22 protein-coding genes and 1 pseudogene are annotated in these 22,638 nt (G+C 53.6%); 15 read left to right on the top strand and 8 right to left on the bottom strand.

The annotated features are described in order from the left end of the window. The first annotated feature begins 360 nt into the window (after nucleotides 1-360). The 7 genes and pseudogenes from ICT70_RS13705 to ICT70_RS13675 all read left to right on the top strand — a co-directional run bounded on the left by ICT70_RS13705 (nucleotide 361) and on the right by ICT70_RS13675 (nucleotide 6,092). On the top strand, nucleotides 361-1,215 hold the full coding sequence (locus ICT70_RS13705; RefSeq protein ID WP_191157594.1) for a transglutaminase family protein: 855 nt from the start codon (nucleotides 361-363) through the stop codon (nucleotides 1,213-1,215). A 145-nt stretch (nucleotides 1,216-1,360) separates the two neighbouring features. After that, a pseudogene (locus ICT70_RS13700) lies at nucleotides 1,361-1,900 on the top strand (DsbA family oxidoreductase); the annotation flags it as partial. 297 nt (nucleotides 1,901-2,197) lie between these two features. Further along, nucleotides 2,198-3,805, top strand: coding sequence for a diguanylate cyclase (locus tag ICT70_RS15205; RefSeq protein WP_191157590.1), 1,608 nt, complete (start codon nucleotides 2,198-2,200; stop codon nucleotides 3,803-3,805). A gap of 318 nt (nucleotides 3,806-4,123) precedes the next feature. After that, nucleotides 4,124-4,300 (top strand): hypothetical protein, encoded by a 177-nt coding sequence (locus ICT70_RS13690; protein ID WP_191157588.1) that lies wholly within the window; start codon nucleotides 4,124-4,126, stop codon nucleotides 4,298-4,300. 294 nt (nucleotides 4,301-4,594) lie between these two features. Beyond that, entirely contained in the window at nucleotides 4,595-5,485 is an 891-nt protein-coding gene (locus ICT70_RS13685) for a radical SAM protein (protein WP_191157586.1), read from the top strand. Between the two features lie 116 nt (nucleotides 5,486-5,601). Further along, a complete protein-coding gene (locus tag ICT70_RS13680) occupies nucleotides 5,602-5,850 on the top strand; it encodes a type II toxin-antitoxin system ParD family antitoxin (RefSeq protein WP_191157584.1) in 249 nt (82 codons plus the stop codon). Then, nucleotides 5,850-6,092, top strand: coding sequence for a type II toxin-antitoxin system RelE/ParE family toxin (locus ICT70_RS13675; protein ID WP_224747067.1), 243 nt, complete (start codon nucleotides 5,850-5,852; stop codon nucleotides 6,090-6,092). The genes ICT70_RS13680 and ICT70_RS13675 overlap by 1 nt, the downstream gene beginning before the upstream one ends. 175 nt (nucleotides 6,093-6,267) lie before the next feature. Here ICT70_RS13675 and guaA read toward each other — a convergent pair whose 3' ends face one another. The 8 genes from guaA to ICT70_RS13635 all read right to left on the bottom strand — a co-directional run bounded on the left by guaA (nucleotide 6,268) and on the right by ICT70_RS13635 (nucleotide 15,294). Next, nucleotides 6,268-7,827 carry a glutamine-hydrolyzing GMP synthase gene (guaA, locus tag ICT70_RS13670; RefSeq protein WP_191157581.1) on the bottom strand — a complete coding sequence of 520 codons (1,560 nt, stop codon included), beginning with the start codon at nucleotides 7,825-7,827 and terminating at the stop codon, nucleotides 6,268-6,270. Nucleotide 7,828: 1 nt separating this feature from the next. Continuing rightward, nucleotides 7,829-9,301: an IMP dehydrogenase gene (gene guaB / locus ICT70_RS13665; protein ID WP_191157579.1), complete on the bottom strand. Its 1,473-nt coding sequence runs from the start codon at nucleotides 9,299-9,301 to the stop codon at nucleotides 7,829-7,831. Nucleotides 9,302-9,427: 126 nt separating this feature from the next. Further along, nucleotides 9,428-10,526, bottom strand: a protein-coding gene (prfB, locus tag ICT70_RS13660; protein ID WP_224747066.1) for a peptide chain release factor 2 whose coding sequence is annotated in 2 segments (ribosomal slippage) — nucleotides 9,428-10,456 and nucleotides 10,458-10,526 — 1,098 coding nt in all. Because the reading frame shifts where the segments join, the coding sequence is not laid out codon by codon here. A 121-nt stretch (nucleotides 10,527-10,647) separates the two neighbouring features. Continuing rightward, nucleotides 10,648-11,295 (bottom strand): metal-dependent transcriptional regulator, encoded by a 648-nt coding sequence (locus ICT70_RS13655; RefSeq protein WP_191157575.1) that lies wholly within the window; start codon nucleotides 11,293-11,295, stop codon nucleotides 10,648-10,650. Nucleotides 11,296-11,479: 184 nt separating this feature from the next. Continuing rightward, nucleotides 11,480-13,438 (bottom strand): ferrous iron transport protein B, encoded by a 1,959-nt coding sequence (gene feoB, locus ICT70_RS13650; RefSeq protein ID WP_224747065.1) that lies wholly within the window; start codon nucleotides 13,436-13,438, stop codon nucleotides 11,480-11,482. A 48-nt stretch (nucleotides 13,439-13,486) separates the two neighbouring features. Beyond that, the gene (locus tag ICT70_RS13645) at nucleotides 13,487-13,912 is read right to left on the bottom strand and encodes a Fur family transcriptional regulator (protein WP_191157571.1); all 426 of its coding nucleotides are present in this window, start codon (nucleotides 13,910-13,912) and stop codon (nucleotides 13,487-13,489) included. Between the two features lie 89 nt (nucleotides 13,913-14,001). Next, nucleotides 14,002-14,736: a cytochrome c biogenesis protein CcdA gene (locus ICT70_RS13640; protein ID WP_475598264.1), complete on the bottom strand. Its 735-nt coding sequence runs from the start codon at nucleotides 14,734-14,736 to the stop codon at nucleotides 14,002-14,004. Nucleotides 14,737-14,769: 33 nt separating this feature from the next. Next, complete coding sequence (locus ICT70_RS13635) at nucleotides 14,770-15,294, bottom strand: TlpA disulfide reductase family protein (protein ID WP_337906866.1); 525 nt, start codon at nucleotides 15,292-15,294, stop codon at nucleotides 14,770-14,772. A gap of 291 nt (nucleotides 15,295-15,585) precedes the next feature. Here ICT70_RS13635 and ICT70_RS13630 point away from each other — a divergent pair, with 291 nt between their 5' ends. The 8 genes from ICT70_RS13630 to ICT70_RS13595 all read left to right on the top strand — a co-directional run bounded on the left by ICT70_RS13630 (nucleotide 15,586) and on the right by ICT70_RS13595 (nucleotide 22,636). Next, nucleotides 15,586-16,533, top strand: coding sequence for an AEC family transporter (locus ICT70_RS13630; RefSeq protein ID WP_191157565.1), 948 nt, complete (start codon nucleotides 15,586-15,588; stop codon nucleotides 16,531-16,533). Then, nucleotides 16,530-17,147: a 50S ribosomal protein L11 methyltransferase gene (locus tag ICT70_RS13625; protein WP_191157563.1), complete on the top strand. Its 618-nt coding sequence runs from the start codon at nucleotides 16,530-16,532 to the stop codon at nucleotides 17,145-17,147. Before ICT70_RS13630 ends, ICT70_RS13625 begins: the two co-directional genes overlap by 4 nt. Next, nucleotides 17,138-18,574: a sensor histidine kinase gene (locus ICT70_RS13620; RefSeq protein WP_191157561.1), complete on the top strand. Its 1,437-nt coding sequence runs from the start codon at nucleotides 17,138-17,140 to the stop codon at nucleotides 18,572-18,574. Before ICT70_RS13625 ends, ICT70_RS13620 begins: the two co-directional genes overlap by 10 nt. Next, nucleotides 18,574-19,254: a response regulator gene (locus ICT70_RS13615; RefSeq protein ID WP_191157559.1), complete on the top strand. Its 681-nt coding sequence runs from the start codon at nucleotides 18,574-18,576 to the stop codon at nucleotides 19,252-19,254. The genes ICT70_RS13620 and ICT70_RS13615 overlap by 1 nt, the downstream gene beginning before the upstream one ends. Nucleotides 19,255-19,425: 171 nt before the next feature. Beyond that, on the top strand, nucleotides 19,426-20,895 hold the full coding sequence (locus tag ICT70_RS13610; RefSeq protein WP_191157557.1) for a multiheme c-type cytochrome: 1,470 nt from the start codon (nucleotides 19,426-19,428) through the stop codon (nucleotides 20,893-20,895). A 176-nt stretch (nucleotides 20,896-21,071) separates the two neighbouring features. After that, nucleotides 21,072-21,686, top strand: a complete 615-nt coding sequence (locus ICT70_RS13605; RefSeq protein WP_191157555.1) for an ABC transporter ATP-binding protein — start codon at nucleotides 21,072-21,074, stop codon at nucleotides 21,684-21,686. Continuing rightward, nucleotides 21,683-22,477 (top strand): ABC transporter permease, encoded by a 795-nt coding sequence (locus ICT70_RS13600; RefSeq protein WP_191157553.1) that lies wholly within the window; start codon nucleotides 21,683-21,685, stop codon nucleotides 22,475-22,477. Before ICT70_RS13605 ends, ICT70_RS13600 begins: the two co-directional genes overlap by 4 nt. Nucleotides 22,478-22,483: 6 nt before the next feature. Beyond that, nucleotides 22,484-22,636 carry a hypothetical protein gene (locus tag ICT70_RS13595; protein ID WP_191157551.1) on the top strand — a complete coding sequence of 51 codons (153 nt, stop codon included), beginning with the start codon at nucleotides 22,484-22,486 and terminating at the stop codon, nucleotides 22,634-22,636. Nucleotides 22,637-22,638: the final 2 nt, after the last annotated feature.

Below are 22,638 nucleotides of genomic sequence, written 5' to 3'. Positions count from 1 at the left end.
ATACGCTGATTGTCAAAGAACGAATCTATTGGGTTTTTACATGAAACAAGTTCTGATACAATACGGTTCAAAGCGTCATCTCCTTGAAGTAGTTTCGGTTGTTTGGCGATAACCAATTCTACCATAGTTGATGGCGCTTTTGTTCAATAATTACAATCTGTTACAACTTTTTTCGGTCTGCGAAAGTTGAGCTGATAACTGATCACTGATCACTGGTCACTGGTCACTGGTTACGCGAGGGCATCAAGTTTAATTGCAACACACAGTGGTAAGTGGGATCGGTTGCCTGTAGATTTATACTATTCGGCGCCAACGAAATACTGGCTGAGACTGATATTATTTTGCTGACCTGGATGGCATATGCAGCGCTATAAAATACTTCATCGTACTTATTATAATTTTTCCTCCTCGGTCACCCTCGAAGCGCATGCTTTACGGCTGCGGCCACGGGAAGGACATGAACTGCGGATTGAATCCTTGTCGCTGGAGATCAACCCTCCGGCGACCCTGCGCTGGCATCGGGATGTGGAAGATAATTCGGTCGCCATAGCAACCTTTACAGAGCCAACCAATCAGCTCTCGATCGAAAGCAATGTCATCATTCAACAGTACAACCAGGCGCCACTTGATTTCATCCTGACCGAATACGCGACAACCTTTCCATTTGCATATACCCCCGAGGATCGGCTGCTGCTATCGCCCTTCCTCAAGGCTCCGGCTGACACCATCACGAGCCCGCTGACTGCATGGGTTGCCAACCTCTGCCCACCAGGCGAAAAGGTTCAGACTTACACCATATTGCAGCGCCTTTGCAGGCAGATTCAGCAAGAGATGGCATATCGTATCCGCGAAGAGCCCGGCGTCCAATCTGCTCTGGAGACCCTTTCCTATAGAACCGGGTCTTGCCGAGACTTCGCGAATTTGTTCATGGAGGCGGCACGACATTTAGGCCTCGCCGCACGTTTTGTCAGCGGCTATCTCAATGCACCGCCGTCAGCGCTGAATCTCGGCGCAACCCATGCCTGGGCTGAAGTCTACCTGCCCGGTGCGGGGTGGAAGGGTTTCGACCCGACCATTGGTGAAATCGTCGGCACGGACCATATTGCGGTCGCGGTGGCGATGCTACCAGAATCGGTGCCGCCAATTGCCGGATCTTTCGTCGGGGCTCCGGGGGCGAGCCTCAATGTGGGAGTATGGGTCTCTAAACTGGATTAGTGCTGATCCAGCGGTCTCTCTGCTATAATGCACAGAACTTCTGCCGGGCAGGCCCCAGGAAAAACCTCATTCCCAACGGGAGCTTCAGGAGATAACCATGGCAACGCTGGAAATCTTTTACGATTATATCTGACCCTGGTGTTATTTTGGCGCCGTGCGCACCAAACAATTGCAGCAGGAATTCGACCTGGAACTGCGCTGGACCGTTTTCCCACTGCATCCGGACACACCTGAGCAAGGGCAGAGCCTCGAACAGTTATTCGCCGGGCGGATCGATGTGCCGAGGGTGCTGGACCAACTGCAACAAGTAGCAGACTCGCTCAACCTTCCATTTGCTCTTCGCTCTCACACCTATAACAGCCGCAGGGCGCAGGAACTGGGTAAATGGGCAGAGCAACAGGGTCTGGGAGAGGCCTTTCGTACCGCGGTCTACCAAGCCTATTTCGCCGACGGGCGCAACATCGCCAAGCCGACAGAACTGGTCGCCATTGTCGACAGCCTTGGGCTCCCGGTCGCGGAGGCTCAGCAGGTTCTGGAGGAGCAGACATTTGCCGGCGCAGTCGATATTGACTGGCAGCGTGCCCGCAACCTTGATATCACCTCAGTGCCGACCCATCGCTATGAAAACCGCACCCTGGTCGGGTTTCAGGAGTATGCTGCTTTTCAGCGCCTGATAAGCGGCTGACTGCAGTTTGTTCAGTCATGATTCGTCCTGCTTCACACCATCTCAATGTGCAGTCGTTTTCATGGCCGTGACCCCACGTCCATGCCGGTTTTCCTGCTTGCCATCTCAGACAAGCCCTATTCCTGCAGGCCTACCGTTTCGTTGGAACGAGACATACCTGCCTGATTGTGTTAGATTTTTTGGGCAGCAACATGGGCGAATAAATGTCGCTCGCAGCGTAAACTCTTTTGGTCATCAGCAGCATAAAAACAACAGCTTTGTCCACACGGTCAGAGCCTCCTTTATTTTGGATTCAATGTGCGCTGGCTTAACGAGAAAATCTGGCGTAAGCCCAAGGCATCGACAACTGAGGTTGACGCGGACATCCTGACCCTGCCGTTCGCTGCTGAACATCAGTGCGATCTACTGATCAGCCCCGAGCACTTTCTCTTGATCCGTCAATTCCATCAGGATGTTCTGAATCAGTTGGACATGCTGGGAACTTTCCTGCAGTCAGCCTCGGTTGTGTTGCTGTGGCCGACACCGGGGTATCAACTCCGTGTTTTTGCCAGTAACGATAGGACCCACCAGATTCAGGTTAACGCTTTTGCTGCCGGCAGTGGCCTGCTGGGAGTTCTGAAGGAGCGTACTGAGTTTGCCCTGGCCCCTTATCCGGCATCGGCTCCGGCTTTGCCTTACTATCCTGACGCCCCTCATCCGGGGAGTTTTTACGCCTGTCGCATCGGCTCTGATCCCACCCTGGAAAAGAATGCAAGCTCTGCGCCCCTTCTTTGTGTTGATCGGCCCAGCAGGGAACCCTGGTCCAAGGTCGAGATTGCCATGATAAAACGAACGGGAGAGCAGATTGCCACCAGCCTGAATCTGCACGGGGAGTTGCTGCTTGCCGATTTTGAGCGAAAAGTCTTACAGCAGTCCTTCAACGGTTTGAAAGTTCTCAACTCCTCCCTGACACTTGATTCGGTTTACCGTGCTGCCGCTGCGGCACTGCGCATGATTGTTGCGGCCGACTTGATTGGTTTTGGAAAAATATGCGGGGACATGGTTGAGCTGCAACATCTTGACGGGGACGGATCTTTTTCCACGGATCCTCAACGCTACCCCCTGGACGACTCATTGATCGGGCAGGCGGTCAAATACCGCTGCATTCTGCCGGATGGTGGAGAAAATAAACAACGGACTCCGGTGATCAATGGATTGCCTCTGTTCGACAACTTTTCATCGATCCTGGCAATTCCCCTGGTTCAGGATAGATTGCCCGTCAGCGGTATTCTGCTTATCGCCGGGCGTAAAAACGGGCTTTTTTCTCGTCGTTGCCGGGACCTGATTGAAATGATTTCAGCTCAGGTGGCCATCAAGGTCGAACTGGCCGGCTCCCACGAGCAGATCAATCAACTGACGGTGACTGACGGCTTAACCGGGATTGCAAATCGGAGAGCCTTCGAACGGGCCCTGGAAGTAATGCATCAACGTGCCCTGCGACGCGAAAGTGCTTTTTCCCTGATCATCTGCGATATTGATCTGTTTAAAAAAATCAACGACACCTGTGGCCACCCTTTTGGTGATCAGGTGATTCGGCAGGTTGCGGCCGAAATGAAAGCCGTTGTCCGCAGTGGTGATCTGGCGGCCCGGATTGGTGGTGAGGAGTTTGCGGTTTTGCTGGAAGATACCGACAGCAAAGGGGCTGCCGAGGTTGCTGAACGGTTGCGGGACCGGGTTGAGAAGAAACAGCTACGCCATCAGGGCGTTCTATGGCCGGTCACCATCTCAATCGGCGTTGCGGCTTTTCCCGGCGACACGGGCGACACCGAAAAACTCATTAACTACGCCGATCAAGCCTTGTACCGGGCCAAGGAATCAGGGCGTAATCGCACCGTTGTCTGGAGCGATGCTATCCGGGGTTCGTAGTTTCGGGGGGATATCTTATTTGTTGGCTGATCAAAATTCCCTTTGACAATCCACAAAATATCGCTACTATGAAGTTGCGCCGATTTGACTATCAGCTTGCGGGCGCTTAATAAATGCGGCTAAAGCGAGGGTAACCCGTTTTGGCTGTGCAAGAGCCTAACGGGTTTTTTGTTGCCCGACATATGATGAAGTTTCACGTCGCCGAGTTAACGACAACTTGCAGGGCGACTCACAAATTCTGCTAAAGCGTCAACTGCCGACCCTCTCCCCGCAGGCAGCCCATGACGCCTGAACTCTTGCGGGGCAAGGAGGACGGCCATGCCACAACAGCAGATCAAACAAACCCGGCAACACCCATCAGCACCAGCGAACTCGGTTGTTCAGCACCAGACAGCACCCCCCGCCCGACCTTTAGGCCGCTACTGTGGCCACGTTTTTCTCTATTGGGATCCCGAGCATTTTAACAAGGTTGCGATTGCTGCCGGCAAACCATGAAATACCATTACCCTGTAACGCATAGAATTTCACAAAAATTTCGGAGGATTTTGGCGGGTCAATAAGGCACGACCGACGCTACCTAGCCACAGATAATCAGCATTGATCATAACGCAGTTGACCCATCAAAAGACAAGCAAGATGCGATAGATTATGGGTTACAGGGTGCCGGGCCAAGGGGCGTAATAAATTTGGATCAAAGAGGTGGCTGATGCCTGCGAAAAGTTCCACGGGATGACCTACCCCGCGCCGCGTTGATTTTTTTTGCGATAACTATTCAAAAAGGCAATAGCGATGAGTTTTCCCTTTTCCTACAACGAACCTTTGTTTCGCCCACCATCGGAAGCGCGTTCCCTGATCTTTCAGGTGACCATCGGCTGTTCCCAGAACACCTGTGGTTTTTGCGGTATGTACAAGATGAAGCGTTTTTCCTGCCGTCCCCTGAATGAGGTTGTCGCTGAAATCGAGAGCATTCCCGCAGTCTATCGCCCGCAGATCCAACGAGTGTTCCTGGGTGACGGTGACGGCCTGGTCTACCCCCAGGACAGGCTGCTGGAGGTTCTTGATCGCCTGGCCCAGACCTTCCCCAACCTGGCGCGCGTCAGTGCCTATGCTTCACCCAACAGCCTGACCACTAAAAGTGTTGCCGAAATGACGGAACTGCGCCGGAAAAAGTTACGGATTCTTTATTTTGGACTGGAAAGCGGCGATCCTGACACCCTGCTGCTGGCGAACAAGGGGTTTTCACCGGAGCAGATGCGGGTTTTGTGTCAAAATGCCCAGGCCGCCGGACAAAAACTGTCGATCACAGCGATCCTTGGCCTTGCCGGACGCAAGCGCAGCAGCGATCATGCGCAGGCAACGGCGGCCTGGATCAATGGTTTATCGCCGGAATATTTTTCCTTGCTGACCATGTTCCGCCGTCACAACGATGCCTATTTCACGAAAATCGAACCCTTAAGTCACGGCGAAGTCCTTGAAGAGGCGCTGGCCGTTGTCCGCCAACTGCATCCCCAGGGGACGATCCTGCGCTCCAACCACGTCTCCAACAGTCTGGCGCTGGCCGGGCGCTATCCCCGTGACCGCGAGGCCATCATCGCTCAGGCCGTGGCCGCCTTGCAGCAGGCCCGTCAGCATCCACGCTGGTTCAATGAAGTTCCAGATTATGAAGAGACCCTTTTTTGAACTGATCAAATCCTGCATTTTCTTGGCATTATTTTTCAAACACCAAATACGAGTTGCCTTCCTGACTGTCTCGATCTATATTCATATTTAACAAATATGAATATTTGGAGATTACTATGGCAACGACAAGTCTAAGTCTGGGAGATCATTGGGAAGCTTATATCAAGAATGAGGTCGCCAGCGGACGCTACGGCTCCGCAAGCGAAGTTGTTCGGGATGCCCTGCGTACTATGGAGGAGCGTAAAATTAAGCTTAACGCCCTACGGAGTCATTTGGCCAGGGGCGCTCAACAAGCAGAATGCGGCGAATTTGTTGAAAATTTCACCATGGATGCCCTGATTAACGATCTGGATAGCGAGGCCTGATGTCCGGATTCAGAATTACCCCAAACGCCCAGGCTGATTTGCAACAGATCGGTCGCTATACTGAGGGTCAATGGGGCATGAACCAGCGTAATATTTACCTGAAAGCTCTTGAAAAACGTTTTGAGTGGCTGGCAAAGCATCCGCGCCTGGGCAAACATCGTCCGGATATAATGGCTGGTTATTACAGTTTCCCCCAGGGGGAGCACGTTATTTTTTATCAGATAAGGGGGGGGCGCCATTGATATTATCGGTGTCCTGCACAGGCAGATGGATATGCTCACCTATTGTTGGTCAGACAGCACCGACGGGTAACCTCATCAGACAAAGAAACTGACAATTCCAATAACCTTAGAAATCTGTGTGAAACTTTTGTGTAACTTTAAAAGCTTTATTTTTCAGTACTTTAGCTTCGGATTTTCACTCCCACTCAATGGTTGCCGGTGGTTTACTTGAAATATCATAGACCACCCGGTTTACCCCTTTCACCTCGTTGATGATCCGGTTGCTGATGCGCGCCAGGTCGGCGTAGGGCATGGGGTACCAGCCGGCGGTCATGAAATCTTTTGTCTCGACCGCACGCAGGGCGATGACGTATTCGTAGGTGCGCCCATCACCCATGACACCAACGGACTTGACCGGCAAAAACACGGCAAAGGCCTGACTGATCTTGTGGTAGTGACCGGTCTCGTAGAGTTCATCGATATAGATAGCGTCGGCGCGCCGCAGAATATCGCAGTATTCCTCTTTGACCTCACCCAGCACCCGCACCCCCAGGCCCGGACCGGGGAAAGGATGACGCCAGACCATCTGTTTCGGCAGGCCGAGCTCTTCGCCGATGGCACGGACTTCATCCTTGAACAGTTCACGCAGGGGCTCGAGGAGTTTCAGTTTCATGTAGTCGGGCAGACCACCGACATTGTGATGACTTTTGATGTTATGGGCCTTGCCGGTTTTGGCCCCGGCCGACTCAATGACATCCGGGTAGATGGTTCCCTGGGCGAGCCACTGGGCATCTTCTACCTCGCCGGCCTGCTCTTCGAAGATATCAACAAACAGGTTACCGATAATCTTGCGTTTTTTCTCCGGGTCAACCTCTCCCTTGAGCCCATCATAAAAACGCCGCTGGGCATTGACCCGCGTGACCTTGACACCGAGGTTGCCGGCAAAGGTGGCCATCACCTGATCCCCTTCGTCGAGACGCAACAGGCCGTTGTCGACAAAGACGCAGTGAAGCTGATCACCGATGGCGCGATGGATCAGCGCCGCCGCGACTGAGGAATCGACGCCGCCCGACAAGCCGAGGATAACCTGCTCCGTGCCAACCTGTTCACGAATACGGGCGACCGCGTCATCAACAATCTTCCCCGGCGTCCACTGTCCGCTGCAGCGACAGATTTTGCGGACAAAGGTGCTCAGCATCAATTCCCCCTGGGGAGTATGATTCACCTCGGGGTGAAACTGCACACCATAGAGGTTGCGCTGGGGGTTCTGAATGGCACACACCGGCGCATTGGTGGTGCGTGCGACAACCTCAAAGCCGACCGGCACAACCTCAACGTGATCGCCGTGGCTCATCCACACCGAACTGGTGCCTTCGGTAAAAAATCCATCAAAAAGGTCGCCCGGCTCACCAATAGCCTCAAGCACGGCATGACCGTATTCCCTTTTTCCTGCCGGAACCACTTTGCCGCCGAAATGCTGACTCAGCAACTGCATGCCGTAGCAGATCCCGAGGATCGGCACACCAAGCTCAAACAGTGCCTCTTCGACCGGGGGGGCACCGCTGTCATACACCGATTTGGGGCCGCCGGACAGGATGATGCCGCTGGGTTTGAAAGCACTAATCTCAGCCATGGTCATATCATAGGGATGAAGCTCGCAATAAACCCGCGACTCGCGCACCCGGCGGGCAATCAATTGGGTGTACTGGGATCCAAAATCCAGGATCAGAATCCGTTCGCTATGGAGAGTTGACATCTTAGCGGCCATTCCCCTCAATCCGGTAGTTGGGTGATTCCTGGGTGATGGTAACATCATGGACATGGGATTCCTTGAGCCCGGCATTGGTAATGCGCACAAACCGGCCGTTACGCTGCAGCTCACCAATGGTGCGACAGCCGGTATAGCCCATGCCGGAACGCAGACCACCGATCAGCTGGTGGATATTGTTGGAAAGTGGGCCGCGAAACGGCACCCGACCCTCGATTCCTTCCGGTACCAGCTTGACGTCCTGTTCTTCCGCCTGAAAATAACGATCCTTGCTCCCCTGCTTCATCGCTCCCAGACTGCCCATACCCCGGTAGGACTTGTAGGTTCGTCCCTGATAAAGAATGGTTTCACCCGGGGATTCCTCGGTACCGGCGAACAGGGAGCCGATCATGACAATATCGGCACCGGCGGCAAACGCCTTGGGTAAATCGCCGGAGAATTTAATGCCGCCATCGGCGATCAGCGGGATGCCGGCATCCAGGGTAACGCCGGCAACATTCTGAATGGCGGTAATCTGCGGGACACCAATGCCGGCAACAACGCGCGTGGTGCAGATAGAGCCGGGACCAATACCCACCTTGACGGCGTCGACACCAGCATCGATCAGCACCCTGGCGGCAGCGGCGGTGGCAATATTACCGGCCATCAACTGCACAGACGGATATTTAGCACGCAGCCATTTGACCGAATCGATGACTTTCTGGCTGTGACCGTGGGCGGTATCTACGACCAGCACATCCACCCCGGCCTGAATCAGAGCTGCGGCGCGAGCTTCGAGATCATCACCGACGCCGACAGCGGCCCCGACCCGCAAGCGGCCGAAGTCGTCCTTGCAGGCGTTGGGATACTTGCGCACCTTTTCAATGTCCTTGATGGTGATCAACCCTTTGAGAACAAAATCATCGTCCACAACCAGCAGTTTTTCTATGCGGTGCTTGTGCAGGTGAAACTTGGCTTCTTCCAGGGTCGTGCCGGGGGGAACCGTGACCAGTTTGTCCTTGGTCATGACATTGGCAATGGGCTGTTCCAGATTGGTTTCAAAGCGCAGATCACGATTGGTCATGATACCGACAAGCTTACCGTTCTGGGTGATGGGGACACCGGAAATGCGATATTTATTCATCACCACCAGAGCATCGGAGATCTTCTGATCGGGGGCCATGGTGATCGGATCGACAATCATACCACTTTCTGATTTTTTGACCTGATCCACTTCAATCGCCTGGGCTTCAGGGGTCATGTTTTTATGGACAATCCCCAGTCCGCCTTCACGCGCCATACAGATGGCCGTGCGTGATTCGGTCACCGTGTCCATCGCCGCTGACAGCAGAGGGATATTGAGCCTGATCGTCCGCGTTAGTTGCGCGGAAAGATCCACATCTTTGGGAAGCACCTGCGAGTGGGCAGGCAGCAGCAGAACATCGTCAAAAGTCAGGGCTATGGGGATATCAGGATTGTACATAACTGCTCCTTGTAGCTGGGGTAAAACCTTGTGGCTGACAAATGTAATGAATGCCTCAGGGTGAGTCAATCGTTACCAGCCATCAGACATCGAGAGGTAAAAAAAATGAAAAAACGGCACAGCCCATCAGGGCGATCCGCGCAATAAATAGGCTTCAATAAAAGCCTCTATGTCACCGTTGAGGACAGCATCGGTGTTGCCGGTTTCATAACCGGTGCGATGGTCCTTGACCATGCGATAAGGGTGCAGCACATACGAACGGATCTGGCTCCCCCAGCCGATCTCCTTTTTATCTTCGGAAAAGGCCGCGGCCTCTTGTTCTTTTTTGCGGACTTCCATTTCGTACAACCGCGCTTTAAGCTGTTGCAGGGCCGTTGCCCGGTTGGCATGCTGGGAACGCTGATTCTGACAGGCAACAACAATGCCGGTAGGCATGTGGGTGATACGGATGGCTGAATCGGTCTTGTTGATATGCTGCCCACCGGCGCCACTGGCACGGTAGGTATCGACCTTGATATCCTTGTCTTCCACCACCACCTCGATAGACTCATCCAACTCGGGAAACACAAACACCGAACAGAACGAGGTGTGGCGGCGGGAATTGGCATCAAAAGGGGAAATCCGCACCAGCCGATGGATGCCGCTTTCGGAGCGCAAATAACCGTAAGCATAATCACCCGTGACGCTGATGGTGGCACTTTTCAGGCCGGCATCATCACCGGGCTGGTATTCGGTGAATTCGGTTTTGAATCCCTTGTCCTCGCAATAACGCAGGTACATGCGCAGCAGCATATCGGCCCAGTCCTGGGCCTCGGTACCACCGGCACCGGCATTAATGCTCAAGGTCGCGTCGCCGGCATCGTGGGGACCGGACAGCATACGGGCGAATTCCATGGCAGCTATCTTCTTTTCCAGAGCAGGGAGCATGGCATTTACCTCTTCGAGGGTTGCCTGGTCCTCCCCTTCTTCCCCCATCTCAATCAGTACCGTCGCGTCTTCGAGCTGCTGTTTAACCGCAAGGCAGTCTTCAACAACCTTCTGCAGTCGGGTGCGTTCGCGCAGCAACTCCTGTGCCTGCTCTCCCTGATTCCAGAAATCGGGGCGGGCTATTTCCGCTTCCAGTTCAGCGACCCGTTCCTGTTTGACTGGAACGTCAAAGATACCTCCAGAGTTCTTCAAATTTTGCCTGCAGTCCTTTGACGATCTCTTTTGGTTCGCGAAACATGATGAGTTACTCCTTAAAAATTATCTGCCTGAAAGAACGGGCTATTTAACCGGTGGGCAGGACAATCAACCATCTGGCCGATCAGGTCAAGACCTAATTTGCCAGACAAAACCGGGACGGATCAGCGCCGGATATGAATCTGGCGCGCCAGGGATTCATCCACGGCAAACTGGGAATGGCCCACCTTGAAAATGTAGCTGGGAAACTTCTGCATCAGCAGAATATCGCTGCCGGGCAACACCCCCATGCTCATCAGCTTCTGCATTTTTTTGTCATCACTGGCCGCCAGATAGGCGATCCCACCCGATTCACCGGCTTTCAACTCGGTCAGTGGCACAATCCCCGGCGAACCCGAACGCCGTGCTTCGGTGCAGCAATCACCGGGCGGAATCGGGTTGCCATGGGGGCAGGTACTGGGGTGGTTAAGTAGGGTGCAGAGTTTGGTGTCGACCCCCTGGCGCAGCAGATGTTCAAAAATACAGGCCTGTTCGTTACCTTCCTCCCCTTCGATGCCAAGGATATCCATGGTCAGGCGCTCGGCCAGGCGGTGGCGACGCACCGCCATGCGTGCTTCGGCTTCCCCCTCCGGACGCAGCAAAATCCGGTTATCACGGATTTCAACATACGCACGCTGGAGCAGATCCTTCAACTGTTCGGCATCAGCTTCAAGCTGAAGATCTGTCAGCAGACAGCCGACCTGATCTCCTTCCACCGTCAGGATCCACAGGGACTCGAGAACCTCTTCGGCTTTTTCTGATAGTTGTTGCATCTTGTTCAGCCTCTTTTCTTGGTTGGAGACAGCAATCGTCGCAGCATTTTTCCAGGTATGGGGTTAGCATAACCGCACCAGGGGCAATGAATTTTTTTGCAACCGCCAAAACAACTGCCACAGGAAGGCCGCTTGGGATCAACCTCAAGGTTGTCCGGCAGCTCGCGATGACAGAAACCGCAGATCATTGCAACAGGCCGGTAGCGACCAACATCCGGTTGAGCAGCCACCCCGAACCGAAGGCAAAAGCCGTTACAAAAACAAAAATAGCGACCGCGATGCGGAAGCCACGCTCCTTGAACATCACCAAAAACTGGGCAACACAGGGGACAAAGAGGGTCAGGGTGACAGCGGCAACCGTCAACTGGGTGACACTGAGCACACCGGCCATCTGCAGATCATACAACCCGGCAGCGCCAAAGTCGCGGCGGAAAAAACCGAACACAAAAGCGGTGGTGGCTTCGGTGGGCAGACCAATCGCTCTGACCACCGGTGACAGCCCGGCAATGACCACATCCAGGGTATTGGTCATCTTACCTGCCCAGAGAATCACCGAGGCGAGAATAAACAGGGGGAAGATTTCAAAGAAATAACTCTTCATGCGGGTCAGGGTTTTAACGGCGACATTGTACAACTGTGGTCGCCGCAGCGGTGGAATCTCCATATAGAAGACCGGCTTTTCCCCCGGCAGCAGGCGATCAGCTAATACACCGACCAGCAAAAAAGCACCCAGCAGGAAGATGGTCCACACCGCCAGGGCGGGCGGCGCGGAGGACAAGAGCCCGAGAATCACGCCGAGTTGGGCGCTGCAGGGGATGGCCAGGGCCAGCAACAGGGTTGAAATCACCCGCTCGCGGGTCGTTTCCAGGGTGCGGGTCACCAGGGTGGCCATGGTATCGCAACCAAAACCCAACACCATGGGGATAACCGCCCGGCCGGAGAGACCGATCTTCTTGAAGATACGATCGAGCATCATCGCCAGGCGCGGCAGATAGCCGCTGTCTTCAAGCACCGAAAAGACCAGAAAAAAGGAGCCGACAATCGGCAGCACCAGGGCGACGGCGTAGCGCACGCCCAGGGTCCAGACCCCGTATTCACCGACGATCAGCTCGAACAGCCATTCCGCCGTCAGATAGTTTTGTGCAAAGGCAATAACCGGCGGGTTGATGTACTCTTCAAACAGAAATCCTTCGAGAAAATCAACCAGGGTTCCGGCCCCGAACACACCGACAAACTGGAAAAGGCCGAGATAGACCACCAGCAGTAACAGCGGCACGCCGGTGTAAGGGTTCATCATCCAACCGGATAGTTTTTCGCCAAAGGTTTCTTGCGCTGCCTGCGTCTGGGTGACGACACCGTCAAGCATCTGCTTGCCGATATGGCGTCGCTCCATGCCGATCTGCAAATGCAGATCAGCACGGCGGCGAAAGCGGATTTCCCGCAGCACTTCAACCAGCTCGTTATGCTGGTCGCTATCCTCCTGCTGCTCGACCAACTGCTTGATATCCTCATCCCCCTGAATCAGCAGCATGCCCAAAGCGCGTTTACTTAACCGATACTCCCCGTTCAGCAACCGGACAACGGCAGTAATATCTTGTTCAAGGTCATTGCGATAAACAAACACCTTATGCGGGCAGACGCGATAGTCTTTGATGGCGGCAAAGAGCTCTTCAAGGCCGATCTTGCGCTTCATCACTGCGCCGACGACCGGGACCCCGAGGCGCTGCTGCAATTGTTCCAGATCGAGTTTCATGCCAAGGCGCTCGGCTTCATCAAGGATATTGACAACCAGAACAATTGGCAGACCAGCTTCGACCAACTGCAAGGTCATCGGGAGCATGCGCTCAATATTGCGCGCATCAATGACATGCACCACAACGTGAGGATCTTCATGAAGCAGGATCTGTCTGCCGACCCGCTCTTCTTCGGTAATCGGCATCATTGAATACATACCGGGGGTATCGAGAATCTCGTAGCGCTGTTCGCCGATCACACAGTTGCCTGAGGATACCTCGACCGAGGTTCCGGGATAATTGGAGACTGTAGCGTAGGCCCCGGTCAGGGCATTAAATAAAACACTTTTGCCGACATTCGGGTGACCAACAAGAATAACTTTGGGCAATGGCGAAACGGAGTCAGACATATCAGTCATTTCTTTGTTGTATTCAGGCTTAAAAGGACAGGGTCAGGATTACTGGCTGCAGTTAATACAACGACCGTAGAGTTCGTGGCGATGACTGTCGACCGTAAAGTCATAACGCTGCGCCACCTCGCGCTGCAGTTGCTCGATCCGTGGCTCGATGAACTCAATAATCTTGCCGCAGCGGGTACATACCAGATGGTCATGATGATGATCCGTATAGAGAGGTTCAAAACGGGCCTGACCATCGCCGAAGTTTAATTCAGTAGCAATACCACACTCGGCAAACAGTTTCAGGGTTCGATGCACGGTGGCATAGCCGATGCGCGGATGATCTGTGCGCAGCACCTGGTAGAGCTCTTCGGTCGAATAATGTGAGGCAGAAGCCAGAAAGGTCTCAAGAATAATCATGCGCTGGCGGGTATTTTTCAACCCCTTGGTACGCAGATACTGATTAAAGACTGAAGCACGATCCATGGCAATCACTCCTCTTGCACGCTAATGAAATTGAGTTTCAAAAGCTAGAACAAGAGAGCCGAAAGATCAAGCAAAAAGACGTAGAAAAGTCAGCCCAGGTCGGTGGGGAAAACCTGGTACAGAAAAATGGCAATACGGCCAAACTGATCGAAGAACAAAAGCACCCCGGCTGTCATCAGCAGCACCCCGGTCGCAATTTCGACAAAGCGGATATAGCGCTTGAAACGATCGAAGAAATTCAGGAAGGAATGAAACAGCAGTCCGGATATGAGCAGCGGTATTCCCAGTCCGGCAGAATAGAAACTCAGCAGCAACACCCCCTGCCAAACACCACCGGTACTGCCGGCAGCAATGGCCAGGATGGCTCCTAAAATCGGGCCGATACAGGGGGTCCAGCCAGCAGCAAAAGCGATGCCCACCACGAAGGTACCAATAAACCCGGCGGGCTTGTTGCGCACATGGAGGCGCTTTTCCCCCAACAGGGAGGTAAAGCGGAACAACCCACTTAAATGAACACCAAACAGAAAGATAACCACCCCGCCGACCTTCTGAATCACGCCCAGGCTTTCACGCAGATAGTACTGTACCGAGGCTGACGCCAGACCAGCCATGGCGCCGAGGGTGATAAAAACAACTGAAAAACCGGCAATAAAAATCAGGCTGTGGATAAACACCCGGGTTCTGGCCTTGGTATCGTGCTGAGAATGATCCAGTTCGCCAAAAGACATACCGGTGATATAAGTCAGATACGAGGGCACCAGAGGAATCACACAAGGTGAGGCAAACGAGAGAACTCCAGCAATAAAGGCAATCCAGATTGTTATGTCGCTACCAATAACCACGAAATAAAAGCCTTATCAGTTTTTCAACAGGGATTCGATCTTGCCGTAGGTTGAGCTATTCATCCAGTCCCGCCCGCCGATAAAATGGTCAACCACGATACCATCCCGATCGATAATATAGGATTCCGGGTAGCGAAAAACACCATAGAGCCCCTGCACTTCCGCCTTGATGCCATCCAAAAGGATGGGGAAGCTGTAGGAGTGCTGTAACAGATACTGACTGACCACCTGATGGGGGTTTTCCTCAACATTGACCGCCAGAATCACCAGACCATCATTTTTTTTCTGTTGGTACAGTTGCTCCATGGTCGGTTTTTCTTCACGACATGGGGGGCACCAGGTTGCCCAGAAATTGAGCACCACCACCTGCCCACGAAAATCGGAGAGCGAGACCCTTTCCCCCTCCATAGTCAGCAGGGTGAATTCCGGGGCCGGTTCCCCTATCACAACGGAGGATGGCGGTGGCCCACCCGGACAGCCCGAGAGCAGGAGCAAGCCACTAACAACGACGATCAGAGCAGATATTTTTTTAAACAACACAAGCGTTCCTCTTTTTTGCTATAGGCTTGTCTGATTCATTAAGAGCAGGCGAGCAGTGTAGTATCAGTGAACTGGGGTTACAATGTGCTTTGCCACAAAAGCAGGGCTGACAACATCTTACAACATCCAACCTTCACTAAACATAGTGAAACCTGAATATGGAATTGTAGGTCAAGCATCCTGTTTGGTCAATAACAATCTGCCTGAACCAACGGCTACCTTCAGGACGGATGGGCAATAGACAATAGCCTGGTTTTGATCTATTTTAGCGACGCTATCAGGAGAAGCCCCATGCACCCGTTTATCGAAACCATTATTATTGTCTTGCCGGTCTTTCTGGTGATCGGCCTGGGCACTCTACTGCGGCGCCTGGGATTAATGGATGAGGGTTTTCTCAAACAAACCAACAAACTGGTTTATGTGGTCTTTCTCCCCCTGCTGCTGTTCCACCGCATTGGTCAAGCCGACTTCAACGTGTTTTTTAATCCCGGACTGGTCATCGGCTCGTCTGTAGCCATCGCTGCCGGCTTTTTGGTCTCTTACAGCTATGCCGGTGTACGGCGCTATCCCGGTCCGGTCAAGGGGAGCTTCAGCCAGGGTTCCTTCCGCGGCAATCTGGCTTACGTCGGCTTGGCTATCTGCATGAATGCTTACGGCGAAGAGGGATTGACCAGTGCCGGTATTCTCATGGGCTTTTTAGTGCCGGTGCTGAACTTTTTTGCCATTCTCGCGCTGTTGCTACCCCATCAGGGGCGTCAGCACGGGGGGAACACCAACTGGCTGCGCCAATTGGCGCTGAACCCGCTGATTGTCGCCTCTTTCCTCGGTCTGTTGTGGAGCTTTTTTGAGCTGCCCCTGCCGATCATCATCGACCGTGCCCTCGATATCTCCACCGGCCTGTCCCTGCCACTGGCGCTGTTAGCCATCGGTGGCACATTTTCTTTAGGCCAACTTAAAGGTGATTTAAAAATCGCCGGGCTGGCGACCCTGATCAAGCTCGCCCTGCTCCCCCTGATCGCCACCGCGATCCTCTTGCCCCTCGGCGTCAGTGGTCAGGATCTGGGAATCGGCATTCTCATGGCGGCAACCCCGGCCGCGACCGCCACCTACATCATGGCCCATCAGATGAAGGGGGACGCTGAACTGGCCGGCTCCATCGTCATGCTCTCCACCCTCTTGTCGGCGGTCAGTTACACCATCATCCTGCTGATCCTCAAAGGAACAGAACTGTTGCCATGACGACCCCAACCGCTGGTCCCCACACCGATTTCACCCCCCTGCTGATCGGCGAAAGCTTGATCATTGTTCCTCCCGACACAGCCGTTTCGGACCACAACCGCCGGACCATCTTCATGGCACGTGGGGCCTTCGGCTCAGGCGATCATGAAACCACCCGCAGCTGTCTCGAAATTATGGAGACTTGGAGTTTTTCCAGGCCACCAAAGATTCTTGATCTCGGCAGTGGCACCGCTATCCTCTCTATTGCCGCCCTGAAACTCTTTGGTGGTCACGCCTGGTGCGTTGATGTCGCAGAATCAGCCGTTGCCAGCGCCCGCCACAACTGCGACCTGAATCAGATGAACAGCGTTACTCACCACTGCGGGACCCTTGACACCCTCAAGGAATCGGCGTTTGATCTGATTCTGGCCAATATTTATGGCGATATTCTGCTCGATGTCGCGGAAGATCTGGTTGCCCGTGCGACAGCGGGTGCGACCATCCTGCTATCCGGCATTTTATGGGAATACAACGTTGACATCCGTAAGCGCTACCAAAGCCTTGGCTGCACCCTGATTAAAAACCGCCTGCTGGATGATTTCAGTACGGTCCTGTTGGAGAAAACATGGAAATGACCCCAACCCAGATTTTTCTGGTTTTTCTCCCTTATGGGGCGGTGTTTTTTGCTATCGGCGTCGCCATTACCTCACGGCGCAAATCCTTCACCAACCTCAAAATTGCCGGACTTTTCTGGCTGCTGGCCATCTTTGCCTTTTTCCATGCCCTGCACGAGTGGTTGGAGATGTACCGCCACCTACGCCTGATCGACGCCGACTCTTTATTGATTTATGTCGGCCACATCAGCTTGCTCATAGCGCTGGTCTCTTTTTTGTTTTTGTTCCTTTTCGGCATCACCCTGAATACTTCATTGCTAAAAAACTTACGGCAGTGGTTATGGATCTTTTTCGGACTGATGCTGATCATTTTCCTGACGCATATGTTGCTACTTCTCCCCTGGAACGACGCTGCTATGCTACGCTCCATCGAATACGACATGCGGTTGCTGATCGCCCTGCCGGCCACCCTGTTGACCGCGGCAGGATTTTTTCTCTATGCCCGGCAACTGATCACACAGGGGTTGCGCGGAGCATACAATTTTATCGGCGCGGGAGCGGCGTTTGTCGCTTACGGCATTTTCACCGGGGCGATCCCGTCGGGAACGGTTCTGCTTCTGCCCATCGAAATCTGGCGGGCAACCAGCGCCTTTATTATCCTGCATTTTCTCATGTACGCCCTCGACACCTTCATGGACCAGCGTGAGGAGATGATCACCGAACGTCTTCAGCTGGCGGCCAACAGTGAAAAACTTAGTGCCATCGGTCGTCTGGCTGCCGGCATTGCCCATGAAATCAACAATCCTTTAGCCAATGCTTCGTTGCAGATGGAAATGCTGCGCCAGCATCAGGAGATCAAGGACCTCCCGGAAAAAGTCGCCGGACGGCTGACGACGGTCGAAAAAAGCATTGATAAATCCTCCCATATTGCCAAAGAGCTGCTGATCTTTGCCGGAGGAAAAACACCTGACACGGAACTTGTTCAGGTGTCGTTAAAACCCATCATCAAGTCCGCGTGGGAAATGGCTGCATACCGTTCCTCAAACCATCAATTCAGCAATCACATCACGGCCCTTCCCCCCGTGAACGGCAGCCATATCAAACTTGAAGAATTGTTCCTCAACCTGTTTCTCAACGCCATCGATGCCATGCCGGAAGGAGGAACGCTTGAACTTACTGGCAGGGTCGATGCTGACGAGGTTATTATCCGGGTGACGGACACCGGCACCGGGATTTCACCAGAAAATCTCGCCCGGGTGATGGAGCCTTTTTTCACCACCAAAGAAGTCGGTCAGGGCACCGGTCTGGGCCTTTCCATCTGCTACGGCATCATGAACCAACATGGTGGCTCCATTGAGATCGCCCCACGTGATGGGGTTCGTGGTGCCCAGGTCACCCTGAAGTTTCCCCTTCGCAGCGAGAACAAGCCAGAAAAGAGAGCCGGCTAATGAATCAAATTCTTGTCGTTGATGATGACCAGGAACTGCGTACCACCCTGGTGGAAGTTCTTGAACAGGAAGGGTTGCAGGCAGTTGCGGCCCGGAGCGCTGACGATGCTCTGGAGCGACTGCAGCTGGAGACCTTTGACCTGATCCTGCTCGATCTGGTGATGCCCGGAACCGACGGCATGACGGCCATCCCGCTGATCAGAAGGCAGGCCCCGCGCACCCGCATCATCATCATGACCGCCTATGCGTCAGTACAGAACGCTGTCCAGTCCTTGCAGCAGGGAGCGGATGACTACATTGTCAAACCCTTCAAAATTGACGGTCTGATGTTAACCGTGCGGCTGAACCTGCAAAAAGCCCGCTTTTGCGAAGAAACCGAAGCGGTCGACCTGGACAAAATATTCAACGGCCTTGCCAACAGCTTACGCCGCCAAACCCTGCAGCTGTTAAGTCGCCAGGGGCAGATGCGTTTTATGGATCTGGTCCGCGCACTGGAGATTGAGGATCACACCAAGGTGAATTTTCATCTCAAAACCCTGCGCGAGGCCGGCTTTATCGACCAGACATCGGACAAACTCTACCAACTCACCACCAACGGTCAGCGCGCAGCTACCTGCCTATCCTACATCTGCAAGAGCCTGGAAGCTTCAGCTCAAGCGCGACCCTCGATCGTACCTTAAAAACTTACCATTTCAGCCAGCTACTCCCCTGTGAAGTTTTCTTCACAAGGTCATCCGCTATTGGTGATTACTTTTATCTGGTTTTGCTGGCAACCCCTTCCTAAGATAGGCACCATCACCGATGATCTATTCATCGAATCAACACAACAACTGCCACATGGAGGTAAGTACATGAGAAGATTTATTTTTTGTCTGACCCTGGTGTTTGTGGGTCTGACAGCAAACGCCTTTGCCAACCAGTATGAAGGCTGGAAAACCGAGGGCTACGCCGGTCCGGATACCTGTAAAATGTGCCACGCACAGGAGCACAAAGACTGGTCAACCAGCTGGCACACGATGAAGACAGAATGGGGCCCAGCCTTCCCGGAAATCTACAACAGCTATTCCGATGAGCGTTATCCCTGGGGCAAGGAAAAGATCTACCCCTGGATCGTCCGTGACTGGGACAAGCTTGATACCTACGTGATCCTTGATCGCAAAGATGCCAATACCAACTACATCGACATCGAGAAGGTCGCCCTCAAGGATGTCGAATTGATCATCGGCAGCCAGCGCAAGCAGCGCTACGCCATGTATTATGACGGCGGCCCGCGCAAGGCCTGGCTGGCCACGACCCAGGATCGCGGTATCTCCTGGACCCTGGACAAATCCACCGTGGTTGATTACCCCGGCAACAAGGAGCGCGCCGGCTATAAATTCCTGTTCATTGAAGTCAGACCAAAAGACGGCGATATCAACAAGAACAACTATGGCACCTGGCGTTCCTGGCAGGAGCAGTGCATCGGTTGCCACACCACCGGTTTCGATGCGGATGCCTGGTATCAGGCTAAGGATGACTATATCGCCGGCAAGCGCGAGCACCTGCGCGATACGTTCGCAGTCACCACCAATATCTCCTGTGAAGCCTGTCACGGCCCGGGTGCAGCCCATGCCAAAAAACCCTCCAGTGCCAATATCGTTAACCCGGCCAAACTGACTGATCCGGCTGCGCGCATGGTTTCCTGTAACAACTGTCACACCCGCGCCCAAACCAACGTCAAATACGGTAAGGGCTCCAACGACAACCGTGGTTTCATCCAGGGGCAACACACCTATGAAGAGGTGATGCAATACACCCGTCCAGCCTGGGGCAAGGGTAACCGTCAGGTCTCCATTGACGGCAAGGGGCGCCGTGACCATCAGCAGGATATGGACCTGATGCTCAGTTCTACCATTGTCGGCTCTCACAGCACCCACGCCCAGATGGCCTGCTTTGACTGCCATGCCACCCACAATGTCGGCAATAATCCGGAAAGCCCCTGGTTGTTCGACAAGACGGCTGTTGAAGTCTGCGCCAAGTGCCACGGCAATCAGGCCGAAGCTGTCCTCAAAGCCTTTGATGGTCGCAGCGGCTGGGATCGCTACAAATACGGCAACTGGAACAACGAGGGTGGCCGCGTCGCCAACAAGCAGCACATCTTCAACCTGGATGACCAGGGCCGCTCTTTTGGTTTGCCCCCGGAAAAATACCACTGGGCGCTGAAAAAAGATGGCAAAGCTAATGTCGAAGCAGACTGGCTGGCGATCTGGCCCTGGGAAAAAGCGGAGTACGAAAGCAAGGGGATGAAGGTTGCCATTGAAGCAACCCCCTGGACCAAGTAATTCTTCAAAATAACAGCTCTACAGCATAACCTGCAGGGGATCTGTCAAAATGACCGATCCCCTGTTATTATTCAAAAACAGGTGTTTTTCAAATATCCATCACCTCTTCGTTAGGCAAACAGCTACCATCAAATAAGGATCCCGCTATCAAGGCCATCAATATTGAAAAGCTGGAGTTGAGGGCTGCAGGCTCCACCCTGTTCTCAAACCTGTCCCTGACCCTTGAACCTGGCGAGAAGCTCCTGATCAAAGCCCCTTCCGGCTTTGGTAAGTCCACCCTGCTGCGCGCCCTGCTGGGCTTTGTCCCCATCAGTGCAGGATCTATCAGCATATTCGGTAACGAATTGACATCTCGGTCTGCCTGGCAATTACGCTCCCGCATGGCCTACGTCGACCAGGAACCGGATCTGGGTGATGACTCTGTTGAAACGGTCTTTTCGCGCCCGTTCAGTTATAAAAGAAACCGCCATCTGCACCTGACGTCCCGGCGCATTACCGAACTGATGAGCCAACTAGGTCTGCCCGACTCATTGCGATCAAAAAAGATAACTACTCTTTCCGGCGGGGAAAAACAACGTATCGCCCTGATCAGCGCCCTGCTCCTTGAGCGTGAGATTTTATTACTCGATGAGCCAACCTCCGCTCTGGATGAAAAAACGACCCTTAGCGTCGCCCGGCTGCTGAGGGAGATGAAAGAACTGACAATTCTGGCCATATCCCATGATCCGTCTCTGGCCGGCGCCCTTGACCGGACGGTTGACCTGCGGCAACACACCCGGGAACCATTATGACCATTAGTGAACTCAGCTTTTTTAATCTGGCTCTGGCCTATCTGATGTTTATTGTCCCACTGGCGATCATGATGTGGCTGCGGCTACCGATGATCAGTGACACCCTGATTGCCATGGTGCGCATGACCCTGCAGTTGCTGTTTGTCGGTTTTTACCTGCAGGTTGTTTTCAAAATCAACAGCATCCTGCTGACCGGTTTATGGCTGTTGGTCATGATTGTCATAGCTGACCTCTCCATTGTCCGCAGTTGCGGCCTGCGTTTGCGCGCTGTCGCCGGCGGGGTCTTTATATCTCTGCTGGTCGGCACCCTGATGCCCTTGCTATTTTTTGTCTTCTTTGTATTTCAGAACTCCGCAGCTCTGGGTGCCCAATATGTCATCCCGATCAGCGGGATGATTCTGGGCAACTGTCTGCGTGCTGATATCGTTGGCATGCAAACCTTCTATGAAAGCCTGCGGCGCCAGGAAAAAGCCTATATTCACGCCCTGGCCCAGGGCGCCGGACTGATGGAAGCGCTACTGCCCTTCGTGCGCAAAGCCTTTCATGCCGCTCTGGCTCCCACCGTTGCGGCCATGGCAACCATTGGACTGGTGGCCCTGCCGGGGATGATGACGGGAGTGATTCTGGCCGGGGGTGACCCGATGACAGCCATCAAATATCAGATTGCGATCATGATCGCGATTTTTACCGGCACGGCACTGACGGTCCTGCTCGCCATTTTTCTGACCATCAGGGGTAATATCGGCAGGGACGGACTATTGAAGCAGGAAATTTTTGCAGACCAGAAGTAAATCCTGGTGTATCTGTTCAGCACCGGATCTTCGGATCCGAGGTCAAGGGACGCGATTATTTCCTATGGGGTCATCCCTGACCGCTTGTGGTCGCCGGCCATGGCGACAAACATCCTTGCCACAGGAACCCCGACCCTGCGCAAGGACAGTGCTGAATAGTT

It is taken from the genome of Pelovirga terrestris, assembly GCF_014773365.1.
Classification (GTDB): domain Bacteria; phylum Desulfobacterota; class Desulfuromonadia; order Desulfuromonadales; family Geopsychrobacteraceae; genus Pelovirga; species Pelovirga terrestris.
The sequence above is the reverse complement of the archived record's forward strand: the minus strand, read 5'-3'. Positions and strand labels throughout refer to the sequence as shown.